16 protein-coding genes, 3 rRNA genes and 1 pseudogene are annotated in these 22,040 nt (G+C 67.8%); 12 read left to right on the forward strand and 8 right to left on the reverse strand.

Annotated features, from left to right (window positions below):
• Nucleotides 1–76: 76 nt before the first annotated feature.
• Nucleotides 77–319 carry a chaplin gene (locus GR130_RS10880; protein WP_159504531.1) on the forward strand — a complete coding sequence of 81 codons (243 nt, stop codon included), beginning with the start codon at nt 77–79 and terminating at the stop codon, nt 317–319.
• Between the two features lie 158 nt (nt 320–477).
• Complete coding sequence (locus GR130_RS10885) at nt 478–720, forward strand: chaplin (protein ID WP_159504532.1); 243 nt, start codon at nt 478–480, stop codon at nt 718–720.
• A gap of 104 nt (nt 721–824) precedes the next feature.
• Here GR130_RS10885 and GR130_RS10890 read toward each other — a convergent pair whose 3' ends face one another.
• Nucleotides 825–1,640 carry a hypothetical protein gene (locus tag GR130_RS10890; protein WP_159504533.1) on the reverse strand — a complete coding sequence of 272 codons (816 nt, stop codon included), beginning with the start codon at nt 1,638–1,640 and terminating at the stop codon, nt 825–827.
• 90 nt (nt 1,641–1,730) lie between these two features.
• Here GR130_RS10890 and GR130_RS10895 point away from each other — a divergent pair, with 90 nt between their 5' ends.
• The 4 genes from GR130_RS10895 to GR130_RS10910 all read left to right on the forward strand — a co-directional run bounded on the left by GR130_RS10895 (nt 1,731) and on the right by GR130_RS10910 (nt 4,951).
• Nucleotides 1,731–2,543, forward strand: coding sequence for an ABC transporter ATP-binding protein (locus GR130_RS10895; RefSeq protein ID WP_159504534.1), 813 nt, complete (start codon nt 1,731–1,733; stop codon nt 2,541–2,543).
• A gap of 104 nt (nt 2,544–2,647) precedes the next feature.
• A complete protein-coding gene (locus tag GR130_RS10900) occupies nt 2,648–3,061 on the forward strand; it encodes an NfeD family protein (protein WP_159509887.1) in 414 nt (137 codons plus the stop codon).
• A 101-nt stretch (nt 3,062–3,162) separates the two neighbouring features.
• On the forward strand, nt 3,163–4,101 hold the full coding sequence (locus tag GR130_RS10905) for an SPFH domain-containing protein (protein WP_159504535.1): 939 nt from the start codon (nt 3,163–3,165) through the stop codon (nt 4,099–4,101).
• Between the two features lie 82 nt (nt 4,102–4,183).
• On the forward strand, nt 4,184–4,951 hold the full coding sequence (locus GR130_RS10910; RefSeq protein WP_159504536.1) for a sulfite exporter TauE/SafE family protein: 768 nt from the start codon (nt 4,184–4,186) through the stop codon (nt 4,949–4,951).
• A gap of 56 nt (nt 4,952–5,007) precedes the next feature.
• Here the strand turns inward: GR130_RS10910 and GR130_RS10915 are convergent, their stop codons facing one another.
• Together GR130_RS10915 and GR130_RS10920 are read right to left on the reverse strand one after the other, a co-directional pair.
• Complete coding sequence (locus tag GR130_RS10915; RefSeq protein ID WP_159504537.1) at nt 5,008–5,514, reverse strand: HNH endonuclease; 507 nt, start codon at nt 5,512–5,514, stop codon at nt 5,008–5,010.
• A 445-nt stretch (nt 5,515–5,959) separates the two neighbouring features.
• Nucleotides 5,960–6,493, reverse strand: coding sequence for a YbhB/YbcL family Raf kinase inhibitor-like protein (locus GR130_RS10920; RefSeq protein ID WP_159504538.1), 534 nt, complete (start codon nt 6,491–6,493; stop codon nt 5,960–5,962).
• 366 nt (nt 6,494–6,859) lie between these two features.
• On the opposite strand from GR130_RS10920, the gene GR130_RS10925 reads away from it, so the two are divergent.
• The 6 genes and pseudogenes from GR130_RS10925 (at nt 6,860) to GR130_RS39760 (ending at nt 15,213) form a co-directional block, all read left to right on the forward strand.
• A complete protein-coding gene (locus GR130_RS10925; RefSeq protein ID WP_159504539.1) occupies nt 6,860–7,510 on the forward strand; it encodes a DNA-3-methyladenine glycosylase in 651 nt (216 codons plus the stop codon).
• A 611-nt stretch (nt 7,511–8,121) separates the two neighbouring features.
• A 16S ribosomal RNA gene (locus tag GR130_RS10930) occupies nt 8,122–9,650 on the forward strand.
• Nucleotides 9,651–9,950: 300 nt separating this feature from the next.
• Nucleotides 9,951–13,073, forward strand: a 23S ribosomal RNA gene (locus GR130_RS10935).
• Between the two features lie 113 nt (nt 13,074–13,186).
• Nucleotides 13,187–13,303 (forward strand): 5S ribosomal RNA (gene rrf / locus GR130_RS10940).
• Together the 16S, 23S and 5S rRNA genes form the textbook arrangement of a ribosomal RNA operon.
• A 329-nt stretch (nt 13,304–13,632) precedes the next feature.
• A pseudogene (locus GR130_RS41790) lies at nt 13,633–14,457 on the forward strand (hypothetical protein); the annotation flags it as partial.
• 24 nt (nt 14,458–14,481) lie between these two features.
• On the forward strand, nt 14,482–15,213 hold the full coding sequence (locus tag GR130_RS39760) for a tetratricopeptide repeat protein (protein ID WP_201305163.1): 732 nt from the start codon (nt 14,482–14,484) through the stop codon (nt 15,211–15,213).
• 84 nt (nt 15,214–15,297) lie between these two features.
• Here GR130_RS39760 and GR130_RS10950 read toward each other — a convergent pair whose 3' ends face one another.
• The 5 genes from GR130_RS10950 to GR130_RS10970 form a co-directional block, all read right to left on the reverse strand.
• A complete protein-coding gene (locus GR130_RS10950) occupies nt 15,298–17,133 on the reverse strand; it encodes an IucA/IucC family protein (protein ID WP_159504541.1) in 1,836 nt (611 codons plus the stop codon).
• Nucleotides 17,133–17,708 (reverse strand): GNAT family N-acetyltransferase, encoded by a 576-nt coding sequence (locus tag GR130_RS10955; protein ID WP_159504542.1) that lies wholly within the window; start codon nt 17,706–17,708, stop codon nt 17,133–17,135. Before GR130_RS10955 ends, GR130_RS10950 begins: the two co-directional genes overlap by 1 nt.
• Nucleotides 17,705–19,030 (reverse strand): lysine N(6)-hydroxylase/L-ornithine N(5)-oxygenase family protein, encoded by a 1,326-nt coding sequence (locus GR130_RS10960; protein ID WP_159504543.1) that lies wholly within the window; start codon nt 19,028–19,030, stop codon nt 17,705–17,707. The genes GR130_RS10955 and GR130_RS10960 overlap by 4 nt, the downstream gene beginning before the upstream one ends.
• A gap of 41 nt (nt 19,031–19,071) precedes the next feature.
• Entirely contained in the window at nt 19,072–20,604 is a 1,533-nt protein-coding gene (locus GR130_RS10965) for a pyridoxal phosphate-dependent decarboxylase family protein (RefSeq protein ID WP_159504544.1), read from the reverse strand.
• A 156-nt stretch (nt 20,605–20,760) separates the two neighbouring features.
• Nucleotides 20,761–22,026 (reverse strand): DUF1015 family protein, encoded by a 1,266-nt coding sequence (locus tag GR130_RS10970; protein WP_159504545.1) that lies wholly within the window; start codon nt 22,024–22,026, stop codon nt 20,761–20,763.
• Nucleotides 22,027–22,040: the final 14 nt, after the last annotated feature.

Below are 22,040 nucleotides of genomic sequence, written 5' to 3' on the forward strand. Positions count from 1 at the left end.
CCTGCTCCGGGCCGGGCCGTTTCCCAGTGCAGTCGCGGCGGATTGGCCACGACATCGGCAACGAGGAGCAAGAGAAGTGAAGAACATCAAGCGGGTAGCGGCCATCACGATGGCGAGCGCCGGTCTCGCCCTGGCGGGCGCCGGTGTCGCCTCGGCGGACGCCCCGCAGAGCCAGGGTGTCACGGCGGGGTCCCCGGGCGTTGTCTCGGGCAACCTCATCCAGTCCCCGGCGGACACCCCGGTGAACACCTGCGGCAACACCGCCTCCGTCGTCGGCCTGTTCAACCCGGCCTCCGGCAACACCTGCCACAACGACTGACCGCAGGAGCGCCCGCTCCCACCGCATGAGCCGTGCCACACCCCGGCGCGTGCGGGTCACGCCGGACCGGCCCCGCCAAGCCCTGGCCGAGCGGCCGGTCCGCACTCCACCGTCACCGTCATTCCGGCCCTGTGCCACCACGTGAGGAACACTCCACCATGAACACCGCCAAAAAGGCCGCCCTTGTCCTTGCCAGCACCGGTCTCGCCCTCGGCGCCGCCGCCGGTTCGGCGTTCGCCCACGACGGCGCGCAGGCCGACGGCAAGGCCGCCTGCTCCCCGGGTGTCGGCTCGGGCAACGTCGCCCAGACCCCGGTGAAGGTCCCGCTGAACATCACCGGCAACACCGCCTCCGTCGTCGGCCTGCTCAACCCCGCCATCGGCAACAGCTCCAGCAACTGAGGCCGCCGGCCCGGGGCCTGCATCCCCCGGGCTGCTCTGGGCAGTTCCGCCCGGCCCTCCCGAGGCCCCGCCGGTCACTCGACGACCGGCGGGGCCTTCCCTGTTCACCCCCGGCGCCGCTCCCGCTCCTCGACCGCGGAGTTGTACGCCGCCACCTGCGCCCGCCGGGCCGTCCGCTCCACCGGACGCAGTGCCGCGGCGCGGGCCGCGATCTCCGACGAGCTGACCGCCGCGCCGTGCTCGCGGCCGTCCCCGCCCGCCTGCTGGGCGATGTCGATCAGCGCACCGACCCGCTGCGCCAGCTCCAGCACCCGTACGGCCCGCGGCGGATAGCCCGGCGCCAGCACCTGCCGGCCGGCCTCCGCCCGCGCCCGGTACGCCTCCAGCGCCGCCTCGGCGACCGGACCGGCCCCGGCCACGTCCAGCGTCGAGAGCACCTCCGTCGCGTCCCGCAGCGCCTCCGCCAGCTCCCGCTCGGCCTCGCCCAGCGACGGCACGTCGGCCGGCGGGGCCTCCCGCGCCGGAAGGCAGTGCCAGACCACCTCCACATGCACATCGGGCCCGGAACCGCCTTCGGGACCGGCCTCGTACACCTCCGGGACCAGGCCCAGTCCCGTCCCGGGGGCGAGCACCGCCTCCCCGGCCTCCAGCGCCCGTGCGTTGAATTCCGGCGGACCGCTCAGGCCCAGCGGATGCCCCGGCACCGGCAGCGCCACCCGCAGGCCGGCGGCGCCCAGCGTCCGCAGCCGCCCGAGCGCGAGGGTCAGCCCGACCGGGGCGTCCTCCCCGGGCAGGTCCGTCACGCGGTGCACCGCGTCGTCGTCCGCGATCCGGTGCGCGGCGTCATCAGGTGAGACAAGTCCGGCCAACAGGGCATTTCCCCACGCCGCCAGCCGTCCCGAACGAGGTTCATCGAGCATGGCCCCCAGCCTAGGGAACAGCACTGACAGTGAGTGGCGTAGGTTTGCAGGGGGGCTGCGCCTACAGGCGCACACGACGACCGAGAAGCAATGGGAGACAGTGCGCTCATGAGCGATGTGCTGGAGCTGGTGGACGTATCCGTGGTCCGCGAAGGACGGGCTCTGGTGGACCAGGTCTCCTGGTCGGTCAAGGAGGGGGAGCGCTGGGTGATCCTCGGTCCCAACGGCGCCGGCAAGACCACCCTGCTGAACGTCGCCTCCAGCTACCTCTTCCCGAGCACGGGCACCGCCAGCATCCTCGGCGAGCGCCTCGGCCGGGTCGACGTCTTCGACCTGCGCCCGCGCATCGGTATCGCCGGCGTCGCGCTCGCCGACAAGCTGCCGCGCAGCCAGACCGTCCTGCAGACCGTGCTCACCGCCGCGTACGGCATGACCGCGAGCTGGCGCGAGGACTACGACGACATCGACGAGCAGCGCGCCCGCGCCTTCCTCGACCGGCTCGGGATGAACGAGTACCTGGACCGGAAGTTCGGCACCCTCTCCGAGGGCGAGCGCAAGCGCACCCTCATCGCCCGCGCGATGATGACCGACCCCGAGCTGCTGCTCCTGGACGAGCCCGCCGCGGGCCTCGACCTCGGCGGTCGCGAGGACCTGGTGCGCCGCCTCGGCCGGCTCGCCCGCGACCCGTACGCCCCATCGATGATCATGGTCACCCACCACGTCGAGGAGATCCCGCCGGGCTTCACCCACGTCCTGATGATCCGTCAGGGCAAGGTGCTGGCCGCCGGCCCGCTCGACCTCGAACTGACCTCCAGCAACCTCTCGCACTGCTTCGGCCTCCCGCTGATCGTCGACCGCAACGGCAACGACCGCTGGACGGCGCAGGGCCTGCCCCTCAAGTAGCCGCCGGCGCCCGGCCGATCGGGCTCTGTACCGATGGGGCCCTGACCGATCGCGCCCTGTCCCCGACCGCGCCCCGGACCTACCATGAAGCCGTGGATCCATGGGTGTGGTGGCTTCTCGCCGCCGTAGGACTGGGCATTCCCCTCGTCGTGACCGCGCTGCCCGAATTCGGGATGTTCGCGGTCGGTGCCGTCGCCGGTGCCGTCACCGCAGCGCTCGGTGGCGGCACCGTTCCGCAATTCCTCGTGTTCGTCGCCGTATCGGTCGCGCTGATCGCCGTCGTGCGCCCCATCGCCAACCGCCACCGCGGCCAGAGCCCCCTGCTCGCCTCCGGGATCGACGCACTCAAGGGCAAGAGCGCCACGGTCCTGGAGCGGGTCGACTCCGGCGACGGCGGCCGCATCAAGCTCGCCGGGGAAATCTGGTCCGCACGTGCCCTCGACAGCGACCGGGTCTACGAACCCGGCCAGCAGGTCGACGTGGTGGAGATCGAAGGCGCCACCGCCGTCGTCATCTGACCCGAACCCGGTGCGCGACACGCCGGGACTCTGGAAGACTGATCAACGTCAAGCCGGCCGCCGGCCGGTACGGTCCAGCAACGAAGGGCACGGGAGCCGCTGTGGAACCGATCATCATCGTCCTGATCATCCTGGTGGTGCTCGTGTTCATCGCACTCATCAAGACGATCCAGGTCATCCCGCAGGCCAGCGCCGCCATCGTCGAGCGCTTCGGCCGCTACACCCGCACGCTCAACGCCGGCCTGAACATCGTCGTCCCGTTCATCGACTCCATCCGCAACCGCATCGACCTCCGCGAGCAGGTCGTGCCGTTCCCGCCGCAGCCGGTGATCACCCAGGACAACCTCGTCGTCAACATCGACACCGTGATCTATTACCAGGTCACCGACGCCCGCGCCGCCACCTACGAAGTCGCCAGCTACATCCAGGCGATCGAGCAGCTCACCGTCACCACCCTCCGCAACATCATCGGCGGTATGGACCTGGAGCGGACGCTGACCTCCCGCGAGGAGATCAACGCGGCGCTGCGCGGCGTCCTCGACGAGGCCACCGGCAAGTGGGGCATCCGCGTCAACCGCGTCGAGCTGAAGGCCATCGAGCCGCCGACCTCCATCCAGGACTCGATGGAGAAGCAGATGCGCGCCGACCGCGACAAGCGCGCCGCCATCCTCCAGGCCGAAGGTGTCCGGCAGTCCGAGATCCTCACCGCCGAGGGCCAGAAGCAGTCCGCGATCCTCCGCGCCGAAGGTGAGGCCAAGGCCGCCGCGCTGCGCGCCGAAGGCGAGGCCCAGGCGATCCGGGTCGTCTTCGAGTCCATCCACGCCGGAGACCCGGACCAGAAGCTGCTGTCGTACCAGTACCTCCAGATGCTCCCGAAGATCGCCGAGGGCGACGCCAACAAGCTCTGGATCGTGCCCAGCGAGATCGGCGACGCCCTCAAGGGCCTCGGCGGCGCCATCGGCAACTTCGCGCCCGGGGGCGGTGGCGGCAGCATCCCCAAGCCCGGCAACCCGAACCGTCAGGCACCCCCCATCGACTGACACGACCACCCACTCGTGCATGATCAGGGTGCCCCTCGACCTTCATGGCGGGGAGGCACCCTGACCATGTGAGGAGACGGCCGTGTCCATCTGGGAAGCAGTCGCAGTGTTCGTCGCGGGCCTCGGGGCCGGCACGATCAACACCATCGTCGGCTCCGGCACCCTGATCACCTTCCCCGTACTCCTCGCCGTCGGCCTGCCGCCCGTGACGGCCAACGTCTCCAACACCCTTGGCCTGGTGCCCGGTTCGATCAGCGGCGCCATCGGCTACCGGCGCGAACTGGCCGGTCAGTCCCGGCGGCTGCTGCGCTTCGCGGCCGGCGCCCTCACCGGCGGCCTGGCCGGCGCGGTCCTGCTGATCGCGCTGCCCTCCAGCGCGTTCAAGATGATCGTCCCCGCGCTGATCGCCGTCGCCCTCGTCCTGGTCGTCGTCCAGCCCCGGCTCGCCGCCGCACTGCGCGCCCGCCGCGCCCGCAACGGCACCACCGCCCGGCGCGACGGGGGACTCGCGCTGTTCGCCGGACTGCTGCTGGCCAGCGTCTACGGCGGCTACTTCGGCGCCGCCCAGGGCGTCATATACCTCTCCCTGATGGGCGTGCTGCTCAGCGACGACCTCCAGCAGATCAACGCCATCAAGAACGTCCTCGCCGCCGTCGTCAACGGCGTCGCGGCGGTCTTCTTCCTCTTCGTCGCCGACTTCGACTGGACCGCCGTCGTCCTCATCGCGGTCGGCTCCGCGCTCGGCGGCCAGATAGGCGCCAAGGTCGGCCGACGGCTGCCGCCGGTCGCCCTGCGCGCCGCCATCGTCGTCGTGGGCCTGCTGGCCATCGCCCAACTCCTCCTCCGATAAGGGGAGTTCTCAAGGAGGGGAAGCCGGGCGACGGCCGGATCGGCCCCGGCCCGGGACTACGCGGGCAGGGCCCGCAGCCACTCCGGCAGCTCCTCCCGTACGGACACCCCGAGAGCCGACACCAGCGCATCCGCCGGCGTCGGCTCGAAGGGCCGGCGCAGCAGCTGCATCCCCGCCTGCTCGGGCGTACGGTCCGCCTTGCGGTGGTTGTCCTCCGCGCACGACGCGACGGTATTCAGCCAGGTGTCCCCACCGCCGTGCGCCCGCGGTACGACATGGTCCACGGTGGTCGCCCGCTTCCCGCAGTACGCGCACCGGTGCTGGTCCCGCACCAGCACCCCCCGCCGCGACCACGCCGCCCGTCTTCGGAACGGCACCCGTACGTACCTACTGAGCCTGATCACCCGCGGCACCGGCACATCGACCGAGGCGGCCCGGATCCGCAGCCCCGGGTGGGCGTGCTCGACAACCGCCTTGTCCTGCATCACCAGCACCACCGCACGCCGCAGCGACACCGTCGCCAGCGGCTCGAAGCTCGCATTCAGCACCAGCGTCTCGCGCATCCCGTCCACCTCCCGGACCCGGTTCGCCCCCGCGGCGAAGTGGCTCCACTGTGCAGTGGCAGGTATTTCCCGGACAACGCAATTTCCGCATGCCACAAGGGAAATGGGAGGTGATCGCACGATGAAGAAGAGGTGTTGCACAGCCCGGCCGGGACGGCGCCGGGCCCCCCGGTCGCAACACCGGCATCCGGCACAAAAGGTGCGCTCCGGGTCCCGCCCCCGTGATGTGCACGGAACCCGGAGCGTACGACAGCCGGCGCGGACGCCCGACACGAGTGCGGACTCCGGCGAACGGTGGGCGACACACCTGCGCCCCGCCGCTCCCGCCACTGCGGTACCAGCTGCCCGACGCCTGGAAAAGGCGGCGGTACGCGTACCACTGTGCGTGCCGGAAGCGCCGGGGCGCAACGCAATTACGGGCCGCCGTCCGCCGGTCCGACGAGCCCTACGCGGGCACCTCGTACTCGCCGATCAACTGGGCCCGCCCGATCGCGTGGAACCGCAGATTGAAGCCCACCACCGCGGGCGAGGCGTCCTCGTCCGGACCCAGCTTCTCCTGGTCCACCGCGTAGACGGTGAACACATAGCGGTGCGACCCGTCGCCGGGCGGCGGCGCCGCGCCCCCGAAGTCCCGCGTCCCGTAGTCGTTGCGGACGTGCACGGCCCCCGCGGGAAGCCCCTTCATGTCACCGCTGCCGGCCCCCGCCGGCAGCTCCGTCACGGACGCCGGGACGTCGAACAGCACCCAGTGCCAGAACCCGCTGCCGGTCGGCGCGTCCGGGTCGTAGCAGGTGACGGCGTAGCTCTTGGTGCCCGCGGGGGCACCCTCCCACCGCAGCTGCGGCGAGCGGTTGCCGCCGGAGTAGACCTGCTCCGAACCCAGCCTCCCGCCCGGCTCCACCTCCTCGCTCACCACCGTGAACTCCGCCACCGGCGGGTGGAATTCGTGCGGGAGCGGCCGTCGCTTCAGCTCGGACACCTCGGACCTCCTGGTCGCTTGCTGACACTCTGTCCGGTCAGGTTAGAGCCAGTTCCGCCGCCCGCCCCCCTCGGCCGGCCGGCCGCCGGGACAACCGCCCGGCCGGTCTCCCGCAACAACGGCAGCCGCCGCGCCCCGTGGACCCACCCCCTCCCGTACGCCCCTCGCCACGCCCCTTCCGCGCAGCTGCCGCGCCGCACAGGCCGTGACCGGCATCTCCCACGGCATCCCCAGGCCGCACGGACCATGCGCCCCACCGTCGGCCGATCATGGCCGGATCCGTCCCAACGCGAAGCCGATCACCCCCAACCCCCGTGCCCCGAAGGCCGGCCGCCGTCCCCGACGCCTGCACTACGCTCGGAACCCATGACCGACGACGCGGCCCGCACCCTGCTCCCACGCGACTTCTTCGACCGTCCCGTCGTGGACGTCGCCCCGGACCTGCTCGGCCGTACGCTCGTCCGCCACACCCCCGACGGCCCCATCGAGCTGCGCCTCACCGAGGTCGAGGCATACGACGGCGAATCCGACCCGGGCTCGCATGCCTACCGGGGCCGCACCGCCCGCAACGCCACGATGTTCGGCCCGCCCGGTCACGCGTACGTCTACTTCATCTACGGCATGTGGTTCAGCATCAACCTGGTCTGCGGTCCCGAGGGCAAGGCCAGTGCCGTTCTCCTCCGCGCGGGCGAGATCCTCACCGGCACCACCCTCGCCGCCGGCCGCCGCCCCAAGGCGCGCAACACCAAGGAACTCGCCAAGGGCCCGGCCCGGCTGGCCACCGCCCTCGACATCGACCGCTCCCTCGACGGCACCGACGTCTGCACCACCGCCGCCACCCCGCTCTCGATCCTCCACGGCACCCCGGCCCCCCGTGACCGGGTACGCAACGGCCCCCGCACCGGCGTCGGCGGCGACGGCGCCGACCACCCCTGGCGCTACTGGATCGACGGCGACCCCACGGTGAGCCGCTATCGCCCCCACACCCCCAGGCGCCGCACCACCTCGGCAACTTGACTCTGTCCCGCCAAACCCCTAACGTAGCCCGAGCCGCTGGAGACGGGCAGCGCTTTCCGCGCAGACCGACAGGCGGCACAACCACTACTCTGAACGACTCCCTGACGGGTCTTCTTTCGCGTTGCCGAAATTCGACCCCGCCGACTCGATTATGTGTCACCAGGGAAAACCGCTAAAGTAGTGACCACGCCGAAAGGCAAACCCCCTCCGACGGGAAATCGGAACCGAATTCGAAACGGCTGCGACAAGCGGCCGGAACGAAAAGGATCTGATAAAGTCGGAACCACGAGAAGGCCGAAAGGCCGGATCGCACCGGCGAAAATCGGGGCCGCGAGGGTCTGATAGAGTCGGAAACGCAAGACCGAAGGGAAGCGCCCGGAGAGCCTGGTGAAACAGGCGCAAAGGAAGCGTCCGTTCCTTGAGAACTCAACAGCGTGCCAAAAGTCAACGCCAGATATGTTGATACCCCGTCTCCATCATGGAGATGAGGTTCCTTTGAAAGTCCTTCCAAGTTTTTGGGAGGCGCACACAGCGAGGACGCTGTGAACGACTGGGACTATTCCTCCTGGTTGTTCCGCTCAACGCGAGTGTCACCGGATTACCGGTAAACATTCACGGAGAGTTTGATCCTGGCTCAGGACGAACGCTGGCGGCGTGCTTAACACATGCAAGTCGAACGATGAACCGGTTTCGGCCGGGGATTAGTGGCGAACGGGTGAGTAACACGTGGGCAATCTGCCCTTCACTCTGGGACAAGCCCTGGAAACGGGGTCTAATACCGGATATGACACACGGAGGCATCTCCTGTGTGTGGAAAGCTCCGGCGGTGAAGGATGAGCCCGCGGCCTATCAGCTTGTTGGTGGGGTGATGGCCTACCAAGGCGACGACGGGTAGCCGGCCTGAGAGGGCGACCGGCCACACTGGGACTGAGACACGGCCCAGACTCCTACGGGAGGCAGCAGTGGGGAATATTGCACAATGGGCGAAAGCCTGATGCAGCGACGCCGCGTGAGGGATGACGGCCTTCGGGTTGTAAACCTCTTTCAGCAGGGAAGAAGCGAGAGTGACGGTACCTGCAGAAGAAGCGCCGGCTAACTACGTGCCAGCAGCCGCGGTAATACGTAGGGCGCAAGCGTTGTCCGGAATTATTGGGCGTAAAGAGCTCGTAGGCGGCTTGTCGCGTCGGATGTGAAAGCCCGGGGCTTAACCCCGGGTCTGCATTCGATACGGGCAGGCTAGAGTTCGGTAGGGGAGATCGGAATTCCTGGTGTAGCGGTGAAATGCGCAGATATCAGGAGGAACACCGGTGGCGAAGGCGGATCTCTGGGCCGATACTGACGCTGAGGAGCGAAAGCGTGGGGAGCGAACAGGATTAGATACCCTGGTAGTCCACGCCGTAAACGTTGGGAACTAGGTGTGGGCGACATTCCACGTCGTCCGTGCCGCAGCTAACGCATTAAGTTCCCCGCCTGGGGAGTACGGCCGCAAGGCTAAAACTCAAAGGAATTGACGGGGGCCCGCACAAGCAGCGGAGCATGTGGCTTAATTCGACGCAACGCGAAGAACCTTACCAAGGCTTGACATACGCCGGAAAACCGTGGAGACACGGTCCCCCTTGTGGTCGGTGTACAGGTGGTGCATGGCTGTCGTCAGCTCGTGTCGTGAGATGTTGGGTTAAGTCCCGCAACGAGCGCAACCCTTGTTCTGTGTTGCCAGCATGCCTTTCGGGGTGATGGGGACTCACAGGAGACTGCCGGGGTCAACTCGGAGGAAGGTGGGGACGACGTCAAGTCATCATGCCCCTTATGTCTTGGGCTGCACACGTGCTACAATGGCCGGTACAATGAGCTGCGATACCGCGAGGTGGAGCGAATCTCAAAAAGCCGGTCTCAGTTCGGATTGGGGTCTGCAACTCGACCCCATGAAGTCGGAGTTGCTAGTAATCGCAGATCAGCATTGCTGCGGTGAATACGTTCCCGGGCCTTGTACACACCGCCCGTCACGTCACGAAAGTCGGTAACACCCGAAGCCGGTGGCCCAACCCCTTGTGGGAGGGAATCGTCGAAGGTGGGACTGGCGATTGGGACGAAGTCGTAACAAGGTAGCCGTACCGGAAGGTGCGGCTGGATCACCTCCTTTCTAAGGAGCACTTCTTACCGGGCTTCGGCTTGGTCAGAGGCCAGTACATCAGCGAGTGTCTGATGCTGGTTGCTCATGGGTGGAACGTTGACTATTCGGCACGGTCGGTTGGGATCATTAGTACTGCTTCGGCGTGGAACGTGGGTCTTAACTGGTCGGGTCGGGCGCGCTGTTGGGTGTCTGAGGGTGCGAGCGTTGCTCGCCCTTCGCGATGCCGGCCCCAGTGAACTCAGCCTTCGGGTTGGGGTGGTGGGTGGCTGGTCGTTGCTTGAGAACTGCACAGTGGACGCGAGCATCTGTGGCCAAGTTTTTAAGGGCGCACGGTGGATGCCTTGGCACCAGGAACCGATGAAGGACGTGGGAGGCCGCGATAGGCCCCGGGGAGCTGTCAACCGAGCTTTGATCCGGGGGTGTCCGAATGGGGAAACCCGGCAGTCGTCATGGGCTGTCACCCGCTGCTGAACACATAGGCAGTGTGGAGGGAACGCGGGGAAGTGAAACATCTCAGTACCCGCAGGAAGAGAAAACAACCGTGATTCCGGGAGTAGTGGCGAGCGAAACTGGATGAGGCCAAACCAGTCACGTGTGATACCCGGCAGGGGTTGCGTGGTTGGGGTTGTGGGAGTTCTCTTGATCGGTCTGCCGGCCGGTCGGCGAGTCAGAAACCGTTGATGTAGGCGAAGGGCATGCGAAAGGCCCGGCGTAGAGGGTAAGACCCCCGTAGCTGAAACATTGACGGCTTGCTTGAGAATCACCCAAGTAGCACGGGGCCCGAGAAATCCCGTGTGAATCTGGCGGGACCACCCGTTAAGCCTAAATATTCCCTGGTGACCGATAGCGGATAGTACCGTGAGGGAATGGTGAAAAGTACCGCGGGAGCGGAGTGAAATAGTACCTGAAACCGTGTGCCTACAAGCCGTGGGAGCGTCGCGCAGAGATTTTGTCTTTGCGTCGTGACTGCGTGCCTTTTGAAGAATGAGCCTGCGAGTTTGCGGTATGTTGCGAGGTTAACCCGTGTGGGGAAGCCGTAGCGAAAGCGAGTCCGAATAGGGCGGTTGAGTAGCATGCTCAAGACCCGAAGCGGAGTGATCTAGCCATGGGCAGGTTGAAGCGGAGGTAAGACTTCGTGGAGGACCGAACCCACCAGGGTTGAAAACCTGGGGGATGACCTGTGGTTAGGGGTGAAAGGCCAATCAAACTCCGTGATAGCTGGTTCTCCCCGAAATGCATTTAGGTGCAGCGTCGTGTGTTTCTTGCCGGAGGTAGAGCACTGGATAGGCGATGGGCCCTACCGGGTTACTGACCTTAGCCAAACTCCGAATGCCGGTAAGTGAGAGCGCGGCAGTGAGACTGTGGGGGATAAGCTCCATGGTCGAGAGGGAAACAGCCCAGAGCATCGACTAAGGCCCCTAAGCGTGTGCTAAGTGGGAAAGGATGTGGAGTCGCAGAGACAACCAGGAGGTTGGCTTAGAAGCAGCCATCCTTGAAAGAGTGCGTAATAGCTCACTGGTCAAGTGATTCCGCGCCGACAATGTAGCGGGGCTCAAGCACACCGCCGAAGTCATGTCATTGCAGCATGAGGGCTAACGCCTGCTGTGATGGGTAGGGGAGCGTCGTGTGCCGGGTGAAGCAGCCGCGGAAGCGAGTTGTGGACGGTTCACGAGTGAGAATGCAGGCATGAGTAGCGATACAAGAGTGGGAAACTCTTGCGCCGATTGACTAAGGGTTCCTGGGTCAAGCTGATCTGCCCAGGGTAAGTCGGGACCTAAGGCGAGGCCGACAGGCGTAGTCGATGGACAACCGGTTGATATTCCGGTACCCGCTTTGAAGCGCCCAATACTGAATCAGGCGATGCTAAGTCCGTGAAGCCGCCCTGGATCCTTCGGGTGAAGGGGAGTGGTGGAGCCGACGGACCAGACTTGTAGTAGGTAAGCGATGGGGTGACGCAGGAAGGTAGTCCAGCCCGGGCGGTGGTTGTCCCGGGGTAAGGGTGTAGCCCGAGAGATAGGCAAATCCGTCTCTCGCATAAGGGTGAGACCTGATGCCGAGCCGATTGTGGTGAAGTGGATGATCCTATGCTGTCGAGAAAAGCCTCTAGCGAGCTTCATGGCGGCCCGTACCCTAAACCGACTCAGGTGGTCAGGTAGAGAATACCGAGGCGTTCGGGTGAACTATGGTTAAGGAACTCGGCAAAATGCCCCCGTAACTTCGGGAGAAGGGGGGCCATTTCCGGTGAGGGAACTTGCTTCCTGAGCTGGGGGTGGCCGCAGAGACCAGCGAGAAGCGACTGTTTACTAAAAACACAGGTCCGTGCGAAGCCGTAAGGCGATGTATACGGACTGACGCCTGCCCGGTGCTGGAACGTTAAGGGGACCGGTTAGTCAATCTTCGGGTTGGCGAAGCTGAGAACTTAAGCGCCAGTAAACGGCGGTGGTAACTATAACCATCCTAAGGTAGCGAAATTCCTTGTCGGGTAAGTTCCGACCTGCACGAATGGCGTAACGACTTCTCGACTGTCTCAACCATAGGCCCGGTGAAATTGCATTACGAGTAAAGATGCTCGTTTCGCGCAGCAGGACGGAAAGACCCCGGGACCTTTACTATAGCTTGATATTGGTGTTCGGTTCGGCTTGTGTAGGATAGGTGGGAGACTTTGAAGCGCCAACGCCAGTTGGTGTGGAGTCGTTGTTGAAATACCACTCTGGTCGTGCTGGATGTCTAACCTGGGTCCGTGATCCGGATCAGGGACAGTGTCTGGTGGGTAGTTTAACTGGGGCGGTTGCCTCCTAAAGGGTAACGGAGGCGCCCAAAGGTTCCCTCAGCCTGGTTGGCAATCAGGTGTTGAGTGTAAGTGCACAAGGGAGCTTGACTGTGAGACTGACGGGTCGAGCAGGTACGAAAGTAGGGACTAGTGATCCGGCGGTGGCTTGTGGAAGCGCCGTCGCTCAACGGATAAAAGGTACCCCGGGGATAACAGGCTGATCTTCCCCAAGAGTCCATATCGACGGGATGGTTTGGCACCTCGATGTCGGCTCGTCGCATCCTGGGGCTGGAGTCGGTCCCAAGGGTTGGGCTGTTCGCCCATTAAAGCGGTACGCGAGCTGGGTTTAGAACGTCGTGAGACAGTTCGGTCCCTATCCGCTGTGCGCGTAGGAGTCTTGAGAAGGGCTGTCCCTAGTACGAGAGGACCGGGACGGACGAACCTCTGGTGTGCCAGTTGTCCTGCCAAGGGCATGGCTGGTTGGCTACGTTCGGAAAGGATAACCGCTGAAAGCATCTAAGCGGGAAGCCTGCTTCGAGATGAGGGCTCCCTCCCACTTGATGGGGTAAGGCTCCCAGTAGACGACTGGGTTGATAGGCCAGATATGGAAGCATCGTAAGGTGTGGAGTTGACTGGTACTAATAGGCCGAGGGCTTGTCCTCAGTTGCTCGCGTCCACTGTGTGGTTCCCGGGTTGCGAACAGTCGCAATGTCGGTTGAACCAGTTTCACTTCTTCAATTAAAAAGTGTGCTTGTTCGCTAGAACCCGAATGGGTTTCGGTGGTTATTGCGTTAGGGAAACGCCCGGTTACATTTCGAACCCGGAAGCTAAGCCTTTCAGCGCCGATGGTACTGCAGGGGGGACCCTGTGGGAGAGTAGGACGCCGCCGAACAATCTTTCAAGGACCCTTGGTCCCAGCGTTCACGCTGGGACCAAGGGTCCTTTTGCTTTGCCGAAGCGCGCCGAAGTGGTCGGTGCGTGAGAATGAATGTAGTGCCGAAGACAGGAGTCACGTCGATGTCCACCAACTCTTCCGACGATCGTTCGGAGCGCCGGCCGAGGCGTGACGACGGTGACCGTGGTGGTTTCCGGCGTGATGACCGCGGTCCGCGGCGCGACAGCCGGGACAACCGCGGTGGGGAGCCCGGAGGTTACCGCGGCGGGGACCGCGAGCGCGGTGGGTTCCGCCGCGATGACCGGGGTCCGCGGAGGGATGACGTGCGGGGCGGTGAGCGTGGTGGTTTCCGGCGGGACGACCGCGGCGACCGCGGCGAGTTCCGTAGGGACGACCGTGGACCGCGTCGCGACGATGAGCGCGGTGGGTTCCGGCGTGATGACCGGGCGCCGCGGCGTGATGACGAGCGCGGTGGATATCGGGGTGGATTCCGGCGCGACGAGCGGTCGTTCGGCGGTGAGCGAGGTGGTGAGCGCGGCGGATTCCGGCGTGATGACCGTGGGCCGCGGCGTGATGACGAGCGGGGTGGGTTCCGCAGGGACGATCGTGGGCCGCGTCGGGACGATGAGCGGGGCGGGTTCCGTAGGGACGATCGGGCGCCGCGGCGTGATGATGACCGTGGTGGGTTCCGTAGGGACGACCGTGGGCCGCGTCGCGACGATGACCGTGGTGGGTACCGTCGGGATGACCGGGGTCCGCGTCGGGATGACGTGCGGGGCGGTGAGCGCGGCGGATTCCGGCGTGATGACCGTGGGCCGCGGCGTGATGACGAGCGGGGTGGGTTCCGCAGGGACGATCGTGGGCCGCGTCGGGACGATGAGCGGGGCGGGTTCCGTAGGGACGATCGGGCGCCGAGGCGTGATGATGACCGTGGTGGGTTCCGTAGGGACGACCGTGGGCCGCGTCGCGACGATGACCGTGGTGGGTACCGTCGGGATGACCGGGGTCCGCGACGGGATGACGAGCGCGGTGGGTACCGGGGCGGGTTCCGGCGGGATGAGGAGCGTTCCGGGCGTCGGCCTTATGGGGGCGGCGGGCGCGGGCGTGATGACCGCCGGGACGGGCGCCGGGACGACCGCAGGGACGAGCGGCGGGACCGGGAGCCGATCAAGCGGCTGCCGATTCCGGACGACGTCACCGGTGAGGAGATCGACAAGGATGTGCGGCAGGAGCTGCTGAGCCTGCCGAAGACGCTGGCCGGGGATGTCGCCAGGAACCTGGTGATGGTCGCGAAGCTGCTGGACGAGGACCCGGAGAAGGCGTACGGGTACTCGCGGGTGGCGCTGCGGCTGGCGTCCCGGGTTGCCGCGGTGCGTGAGGCCGCCGGCTTCGCGGCGTACGCGGTCGGGAAGTACAGCGAGGCGCTGGCGGAGTTCCGGGCGGCGCGGCGGATGACCGGCAGCGTGGAGCTGTGGCCCGTCATGGCGGACTGCGAGCGCGGGCTCGGGCGGCCGGAGAAGGCGCTGGCGATGGCCGGTGAGCCGGAGGTGCAGAAGCTGGACCGGGCCGGGCAGGTGGAGATGCGGCTGGTCGCGGCCGGAGCGCGCCGGGACATGGGGCAGGCGGACGCCGCGGTGGTGACGCTGCAGAGCCCCGAGCTGGCGTCGAGCGCCGTGCACCCGTGGACGGCCCGGCTGCGGTACGCGTATGCGGACGCGCTGCTGGAGGTAGGGCGCGCGGACGAGGCGCGGGACTGGTTCGCCAGGGCGCTGGAGGCCGATCAGGCCGGCACGACGGATGCCTCGGACCGGCTCGCGGAGCTGGACGGGGTGCAGTTCACGGACGTGCTGGAGGAGTCCGAGGAGGAGGGGGAGCCCGGCTCTCCTGAGGAGCCCGGGAAGGGCTGACGGACGGCTGGATCCTGGTGAAGGATGAGGAGAAGGGCGGGACCCGTAGGGGTCCCGCCCTTCTGCGTTGGGGTGGGGGTGGTGTCAGGGGGCGTAGGGGGCGATGGGGTTGCGGAGGGTGCCGATGAGCTGGAGGGCGCCGGCGGGGTCCTGGAGGTCGACCATCTGCTGGTTGTCGCGCAGCTGGAGGCGGTTGAGGCAGGACAGGGCGAACTCGGGGGTGAAGATGTCGTACTGGGCGAACCTGTCGGCGAGGTGGGGGTGTGCCGAGCGGTAGTCGGTGATGCACTCGGCGACGGTGCGCCAGAAGGTGTCCTCGTCGAGGACGCCGTGGTCGGCGAGGGTGCCGGACAGGAAGCGGAAGAAGCAGTCGAAGACGTCGGTGAAGACGGAGAGGAGCTTCTTGTCCTCGGGGACGTCGGCGCGGATGCGGGCGACGGCGGGCGGCAGGACCGCGTCGGCGGACATCACGGCGATCTCCTCGGCGATGTCCTTGAAGATCACGCGGGCCACCGCGCCGTCCTCGATGACGAGGATGGCGTTCTCGCCGTGCGGCATGAAGACCAGGTCGTAGGCGTAGAAGGCGTGCAGGACGGGGGTGAGGTAGCCGTCGAGGTAGCGGCGGAGCCAGGTGGCGGGGGCGAGGCCGGACTCCTCGATGAGGGCGGCGGCGAAGGAGTTGCCGTCGCGGTCCAGGTGGAGGAGGGACGCCATGGTGGCCAGCCGCTGGTGCGGTTCGAGGGTGGGGACGGGGCTCTCGCGCCAGAGGGCGGCGAGCATCTTGCGGTAGGGGGAGCCCTTGTCGGTGGCGGCCTCGTACTGGCGGTGGTGGTAGCCGATGGCGGCGCGCTCGCGGATGATCGAGAAGCGGGCGGCCTTGAAGGTGTCGTCGGCGTCGATCAGGCGGGCCAGCCAGTCGTTGATGGCGGGGGTGGCCTCCATGTAGGAGGCGGACAGGCCGCGCATGAAGCCCATGTTGAGGACCGAGAGGGCGGTCTTGACGTAGTGCTTCTCGGGGCTGGTGGTGTTGAAGAAGGTGCGGATGGACTGCTGGGCCAGGTACTGGTCGTCGCCGGGGCCCAGGCAGACGAGGCGCTGGGTGGCGACCTCGGCGGCGAAGGTGACGGAGAGCTTGTTCCACCACTGCCAGGGGTGGGTGGGGAAGAGGTAGTAGTCGTCGGGGTCGAGGCCGAGGCCGGTGAGGGTGGCCGTGAAGCGGTTGCGGGTGGGCTCGGGCAGTTCGTCGCGGAGCAGGGTCTCGTAGTCGAGGCCGGCGCCGGCGGTGAAGGTGGCGTGGTCGCGGTGGGCGGCGAGCCAGACGAGCTGGAGGGGGGCGGCGGCTTCGGGGGCGTAGGAGTGGTACTCGTGGATGCCGAAGCCGAGGCGGCCGTTGTTGGCGACGAAGCAGGGGTGGCCCTCGGTCATCCCGGTCTCGACGGCCTGGAAGCCGGATGCGGCGAGTTCGGCGGCGGTGGGGGCGTCGCCGGCGAGCTTGTAGGCGGTGCCGGAGAGGGTGGAGCTGATCTCTTCCAGGTAGACCGGGAGGACGGTGGGGGACAGGCCCAGGGAGCCGTGCAGTTCGGTGATGAAGTCCAGGGCGTCCAGGGGGAGTTCGGCGTCCGTGCCGGAGCGGTGGCGGGTGATGCTGCCGGGGTCGATCTGCCAGTGGTCGAGGGCCTGTCTGCGGGCCGTGAAGCGGTATTCGGTGTGTCCGTCGTCGCTGCGTACGGCGTAGTGGCCGTCCTGCGGCAGGCGCTGGGGGGTGAGCAGCCGTTCGTGGGCGAACTCGGCGAGGGCCTTGCGGATCAGGGCGCGGTTGGCGCGGGCCCAGAGGGCGGGGGTGAGGTGGGCGACGGCGTCCTGGGCGGGGGGCTGCGGGGTGCCGTGGGCGGTGGCGGTGGTCTGCGGGGTGGTGGGCATTAGCAGGCTCCTCGGGTGGCCAGGAACTGGTCGCGGGTGCAGATGCTGAGGTAGGCGTCTTTGGAGGGGAGGGAGAGGGTGCGGACGACCTCGAAGCCGACGGCCTTGTTGAGGGCGTGTACGGCGGTGTTGCGGGTGTCGGGCTCGACGACGACGCGCCGGGTGTCCGGGTCGGCGAAGAGCATCTCCATGACGGTGGTGAGGACGGCGAGGGTGAAGCCGTGGACGGGGGTGTCGGTGGGGGCGGTGAGGAAGTGCATCCCGACGTCGCCGGGTTGGGCGGCGTGGATGCCGACCAGTTCCCGGTGGGCGGGGTCGTAGCGCTCCATGAGGAATGCGGGGGTGCCGTTGTGCAGGCCGAGGAAGGCGTCGTGGTGGGGGTCTGCCGCTATCCGCCGGAACTCCTTCTCGACGGCGGCCGGATCGCAGTCCTGCATCATCCAGAAGACGGCCTTGGGGTCGGTGACCCAGCGGTGCAGCAGCGGGGTGTCGGCGGCCGGGACGACGGGGCGGACGGAGAACTCCCCGAGCGCGGGGTCGGTGCGGGTGAAGACGGGCTCGCTGCGCTCGTTCATGCGGGAATCTCCGTGGGGTGGTGCGGGGTGGCGGGGGCGGCGAACTCCTGGAAGGCGATGGCCTTTTCGACCGGGTAGTACTCGCGGCCGAGCAGTTCGCGGATGATGCAGGAGTTGCGGTACGCGGCCATGCCGAGGTCCGGGGTGACGAAGCCGTGGGTGTGCAGTTCGGCGTTCTGCACGTAGATGCCGTGGCCGGTGGTGTCGATGCTGTAGTTGCGGGCGACGTCGTAGCGGCCCTGGGCGTCCCAGGAGATGCGGTCGCGGACGGGGGTGAGGAAGTCCGGTACGCGGTAGCGGTAGCCGGTGGCGAGGATCAGGCCCTGGGTGTCGAGGGTGAAGTCCCGGCCCTGCTCCTCCTGGCGCAGGCCGAGGGTGTAGGTGCCGGTGGCGGCGTCGTAACGCGCGGTGTCCAGCGCGGTGTTGGTGAGCAGGCGGGTGGGGACCGGTCCGGCCAGGTTCTTCTGGTAGAGGAGGTCGAAGATGTCGTTGACGAGCGCGGAGTCGATGCCCTTGTAGAGGTGCTTCTGGGTGGCGTTGAGGTGGTCGCGGGTGGCCGGGGGGAGGGCGTGGAAGTAGTCCACGTACTCCGGTGAGGTCATCTCCAGGGTGAGCTTGGTGTATTCGAGGGGGAAGAAGCGGGGGGAGCGGGTGGCCCAGGTCAGGTGGTAGCCGTGGCTGTCGATGTCCTGGAGGAGGTCGAGGTAGATCTCGGCGGCGCTCTGGCCGCTGCCGATGAGGGTGATGCTCTTCTTGGCCTGGAGGGCGGGCTTGGCGTCCAGGTAGTCGGTGTTGTGCAGCAGGTCGCCGCCCAGGTCGCGGCAGGCGTCGGGGAGGTGCGGCGGGGTGCCGGTGCCCAGGACGAGCCTGCGGGCGCGGAAGGTGCGGCGTTCGCCCTGGTGGTCGGCGTGGACGACGTAGAGCTCGGCGGTCTCGTCGTACTCGACGGTGGTGACCTCGTGGGCGAAGCGGATGGTGTCGAGCTTGCCGGCGGCCCAGCGGCAGTAGTCGTTGAACTCGGCGCGCAGCGGATAGAAGTTCTCGCGGATGTAGAAGGAGTACATCCGGCCCGATTCCTTCAGGTAGTTGAGGAAGGAGAAGGGCGAGGTGGGGTCGGCGAGGGTGACCAGGTCGGCCATGAAGGGCACCTGGAGGTGGCTGCTGTCGAGCATCATGCCGGGGTGCCAGTCGAAGGCCGGCTTGTTGTCCAGGAACAGGCCGTCGAGTCCGTCGATCGGCTCGGTCAGGCAGGCGAGGCCGAGGTTGAAGGGGCCGAGGCCGATGCCGACGAAGTCGTAAGGGGCATCGTGAGGGGCGGTCACGAGGGTCTCCGTGAGGGGTGGTCGGTCGGGGGGGAAGAGGGTCAGCGGGCGCTGAGGGCGGGTCGGGGCCGGGCGGCGAGGTAGCGGCCGGCGTGCTCGGCGATCAGGTCGAGGACGGTGGCGATGTCGTCGAGCGTGGTCTCGGGGTTGAGCAGGGTGAACTTGAGGTGGTGCCGGCCGTCGACCTTGGTGCCGGCGACGATCGCGTCACCGGAGGCGAAGAGGGCCTCCCGGGCGTGCAGATTGACCCGGTCGCTCAGTTCGGGGTCCTGGTCGTCGGCGGGGACGTAGCGGAAGACGAGCGTGCTCAGCTGCGGTTCGACGACGACGTCGAAGCGCGGGTCGTCGTACAGCAGTTTCCAGGCGTCCGCGGCGCGGTCGATGACCTCGTCGAAGAGTTCGCCGACGGCGTCGGCGCCCATGATGCGCAGGGTGAGCCAGAGCTTGAGGGCGTCGAACCGGCGGGTGGTCTGGAGCGACTTGTCGACCTGGTTGGGGATGCGCTGCTCGGCCATCCGGCGCGGGTTGAGGTAGTCCGCGTGGTAGGTGACGTGCCGGAGGGTGGCGCGGTCGCGGACCAGGACGGCGCTCGAACTGACGGGCTGGAAGAAGGACTTGTGGTAGTCGACGGTGACCGAGTCGGCGCGCTCGATGCCGGTGAGCAGCTCGCGGCGGCGGGAGACCAGCAGTCCGCAGCCGTACGCGGCGTCGACGTGCATCCAGGCGCCGTGGCGGGCGGCAAGTTCGGCGATCTCGGGGAGCGGGTCGATGGAACCGAAGTCGGTGGTGCCGGCGGTGGCGACGACCGCCATGGGTATCAGGCCGTCGCGGCGGCAGCGCTCCAGTTCGGCGGCGAGGGCGGTGGTGCGCATCCGCCGGTGCTCGTCGGTCGGTACGGTGATGACGGCTTCCGCGCCGAGGCCCAGCAGGGTGGCGGATTTGCTGATGCTGAAGTGGCCGGCGGCGGAGGCGAGGATGCGCAGCCGGGGGAGGAGGTCGGTGAGGCGGGTGCCGTCCGGGGTGGTGGCGCGGGCCAGTTCGCGGCGGCAGGTCTCGTCCCGGGCCAGCAGCATCGCCTGGAGGTTGGACTGGCTGCCGCCGCTGGTGAAGATGCCGTCGGCGGCTTCGCCGAGGCCGATGCGGCGGGCCGTCCAGTCGATCAGCCGGCGTTCGATGAGGGTGCCGCCGGCGCTCTGGTCCCAGGTGTCCAGGGAGGAGTTGACGGCGGAGAGCACCGCCTCGCCGACGAGGGCGGGGATCACCACGGGGCAGTTGAGGTGCGCGAGGTAGCGCGGGTGGTGGAAGTAGACGGCGTCGCGGAGGTAGACCTCTTCGAGCTCGTCGAGGGCGGCGGCCGGGTCGTGCAGGGGTGTGTCGAGGTCGACGGCGTCGACCGCGGGGGTGAGGCCGTCGACGGAGATGCCGGTGAACGGGCGGTCGGTGGCGGCGATCCGGCCGCTGATCCGTGCGACGCCGTCGGTGACCGCGGTGCGGTAGCGGTCGGCGGTGCCGTTGTTGAGCAGATACGTCCGGCTGTCGGCCGGGTCCTCGGCGGGGTGCGCGAGGAGGCTCATGAAGTGCCCTCCCTGGTGCGGAGTTGGCCACGTCCCGTGCAGGGCGGAGGTGTGCACGGGGGCAGGGAGACCCACCCGATGACGTAGTCAGGTAAGCCTAACCTAACCAGGTCATCGGGTGGGTGTCGGGTGTCCGGGCGGCCCGACCAGGGGTGTTCAGCTCGTGGCGTCGTCCAGGGTGCGCAGCACGAGGCCGGTGGCCGGCTTGGGGCCGAAGGACGTCGACTTCCGCGGCATCGTCACGCCGCACTGGGCGAGTTGACGGACCGTCTCCTCGGACGTGGCGCGCATCAGGACGGCCGTGCCGCCATGCCGGGCGGCCTGCTCGACGGCGTCCGCGGTGCGGTGCAGATAGCTGATGTCCGAGGGGTGGTCGGGAATCCGCCAGATCTCGTCGAGCAGGACGGAGTGCAGCACGGTCGCGTCCAGCCGCCGCCACGCCTCGGGCCGGTCGGTGCGGATCGCCCGGTCGAGCAGCCCGGGGTCGGGCCGGTCGAGGAGATGGAAGTCGTCCGGGCCGCCCGAGAGGACGAAGGCGCTGCCGGCCGTCTCCTCCAGCGCTTTGAGGGCGGCGGGCAGTTCGCCGGGCAGCCGGCGGACCCGGAACGCGCCGGCCACCTCCGCGAGCGCCTTGGCGAGCGGCAGATGCGGCAGCACGCGGTGGATCGCGCGGACCTGGAGCGGATGGCGGGCGGTGTCGACGAGCAGCACCAGGCCGGACGCCCAGGGGGACGCGGCGGTGGCGCCGGGCTGCTGCTCGTGGAGCCGCTGGTAGGTCGCCCAGCGGTGGTGGCCGTCGGCGATCAGCGCCTCCTGGTGGGACAGGTCCTCGTCGACGGCGGACAGGTCGGCGGGGTCGGTGACCGCCCAGAGGCGGTGGGCGAAGCCGTCCTCGGTGGTGGTGGCCAGCAGCGGGGCGCCCCGGACCGTGCGCTCGATGACCGCGGTGGCGCCGGTCGCGGTGCCCCGGCCGCGGTACGAGAGCAGCAGCGGCTCGAAGTTGGCGGCCGCGGCGCGCATCAGCGCGGCCCGGTCCTCGACCACTTCGGGGATCACGTCCTCGTGCGGCAGCACCGGGCCGTCCAGGCGCAGCGCGCCGATCAGCCCGCGCTGGAGGACGTCGCCGCAGCGCTGCTCGTAGACGTAGAGGGCGGGCTCGGGGTCGCGGGTCAGGACGCCCTCGGCGCGCCAGCGGCGGAGGGTGTCGGCGGCCTGGCGGTGGCGGGTGGTGGGGTCCGCGGCCTGCGGGAGGATCAGCCGGACGATGTTGTACGGATCGGAGGTTTCCAGCTCACGGACGCCGTCCGGCCGGACCACGACGTCGTAGGGCGGGGAGGTGACAGCGGTGAGGCTGCTGACCCGGTCCGGGGCATAGCGCAGTCCGCGGAACGGGAGGAGGCGGAGGCCGTCGGTACTGGTCATTGAAGAATGCTATG

It is taken from the genome of Streptomyces sp. GS7, from assembly GCF_009834125.1.
GTDB lineage: Bacteria > Actinomycetota > Actinomycetes > Streptomycetales > Streptomycetaceae > Streptomyces.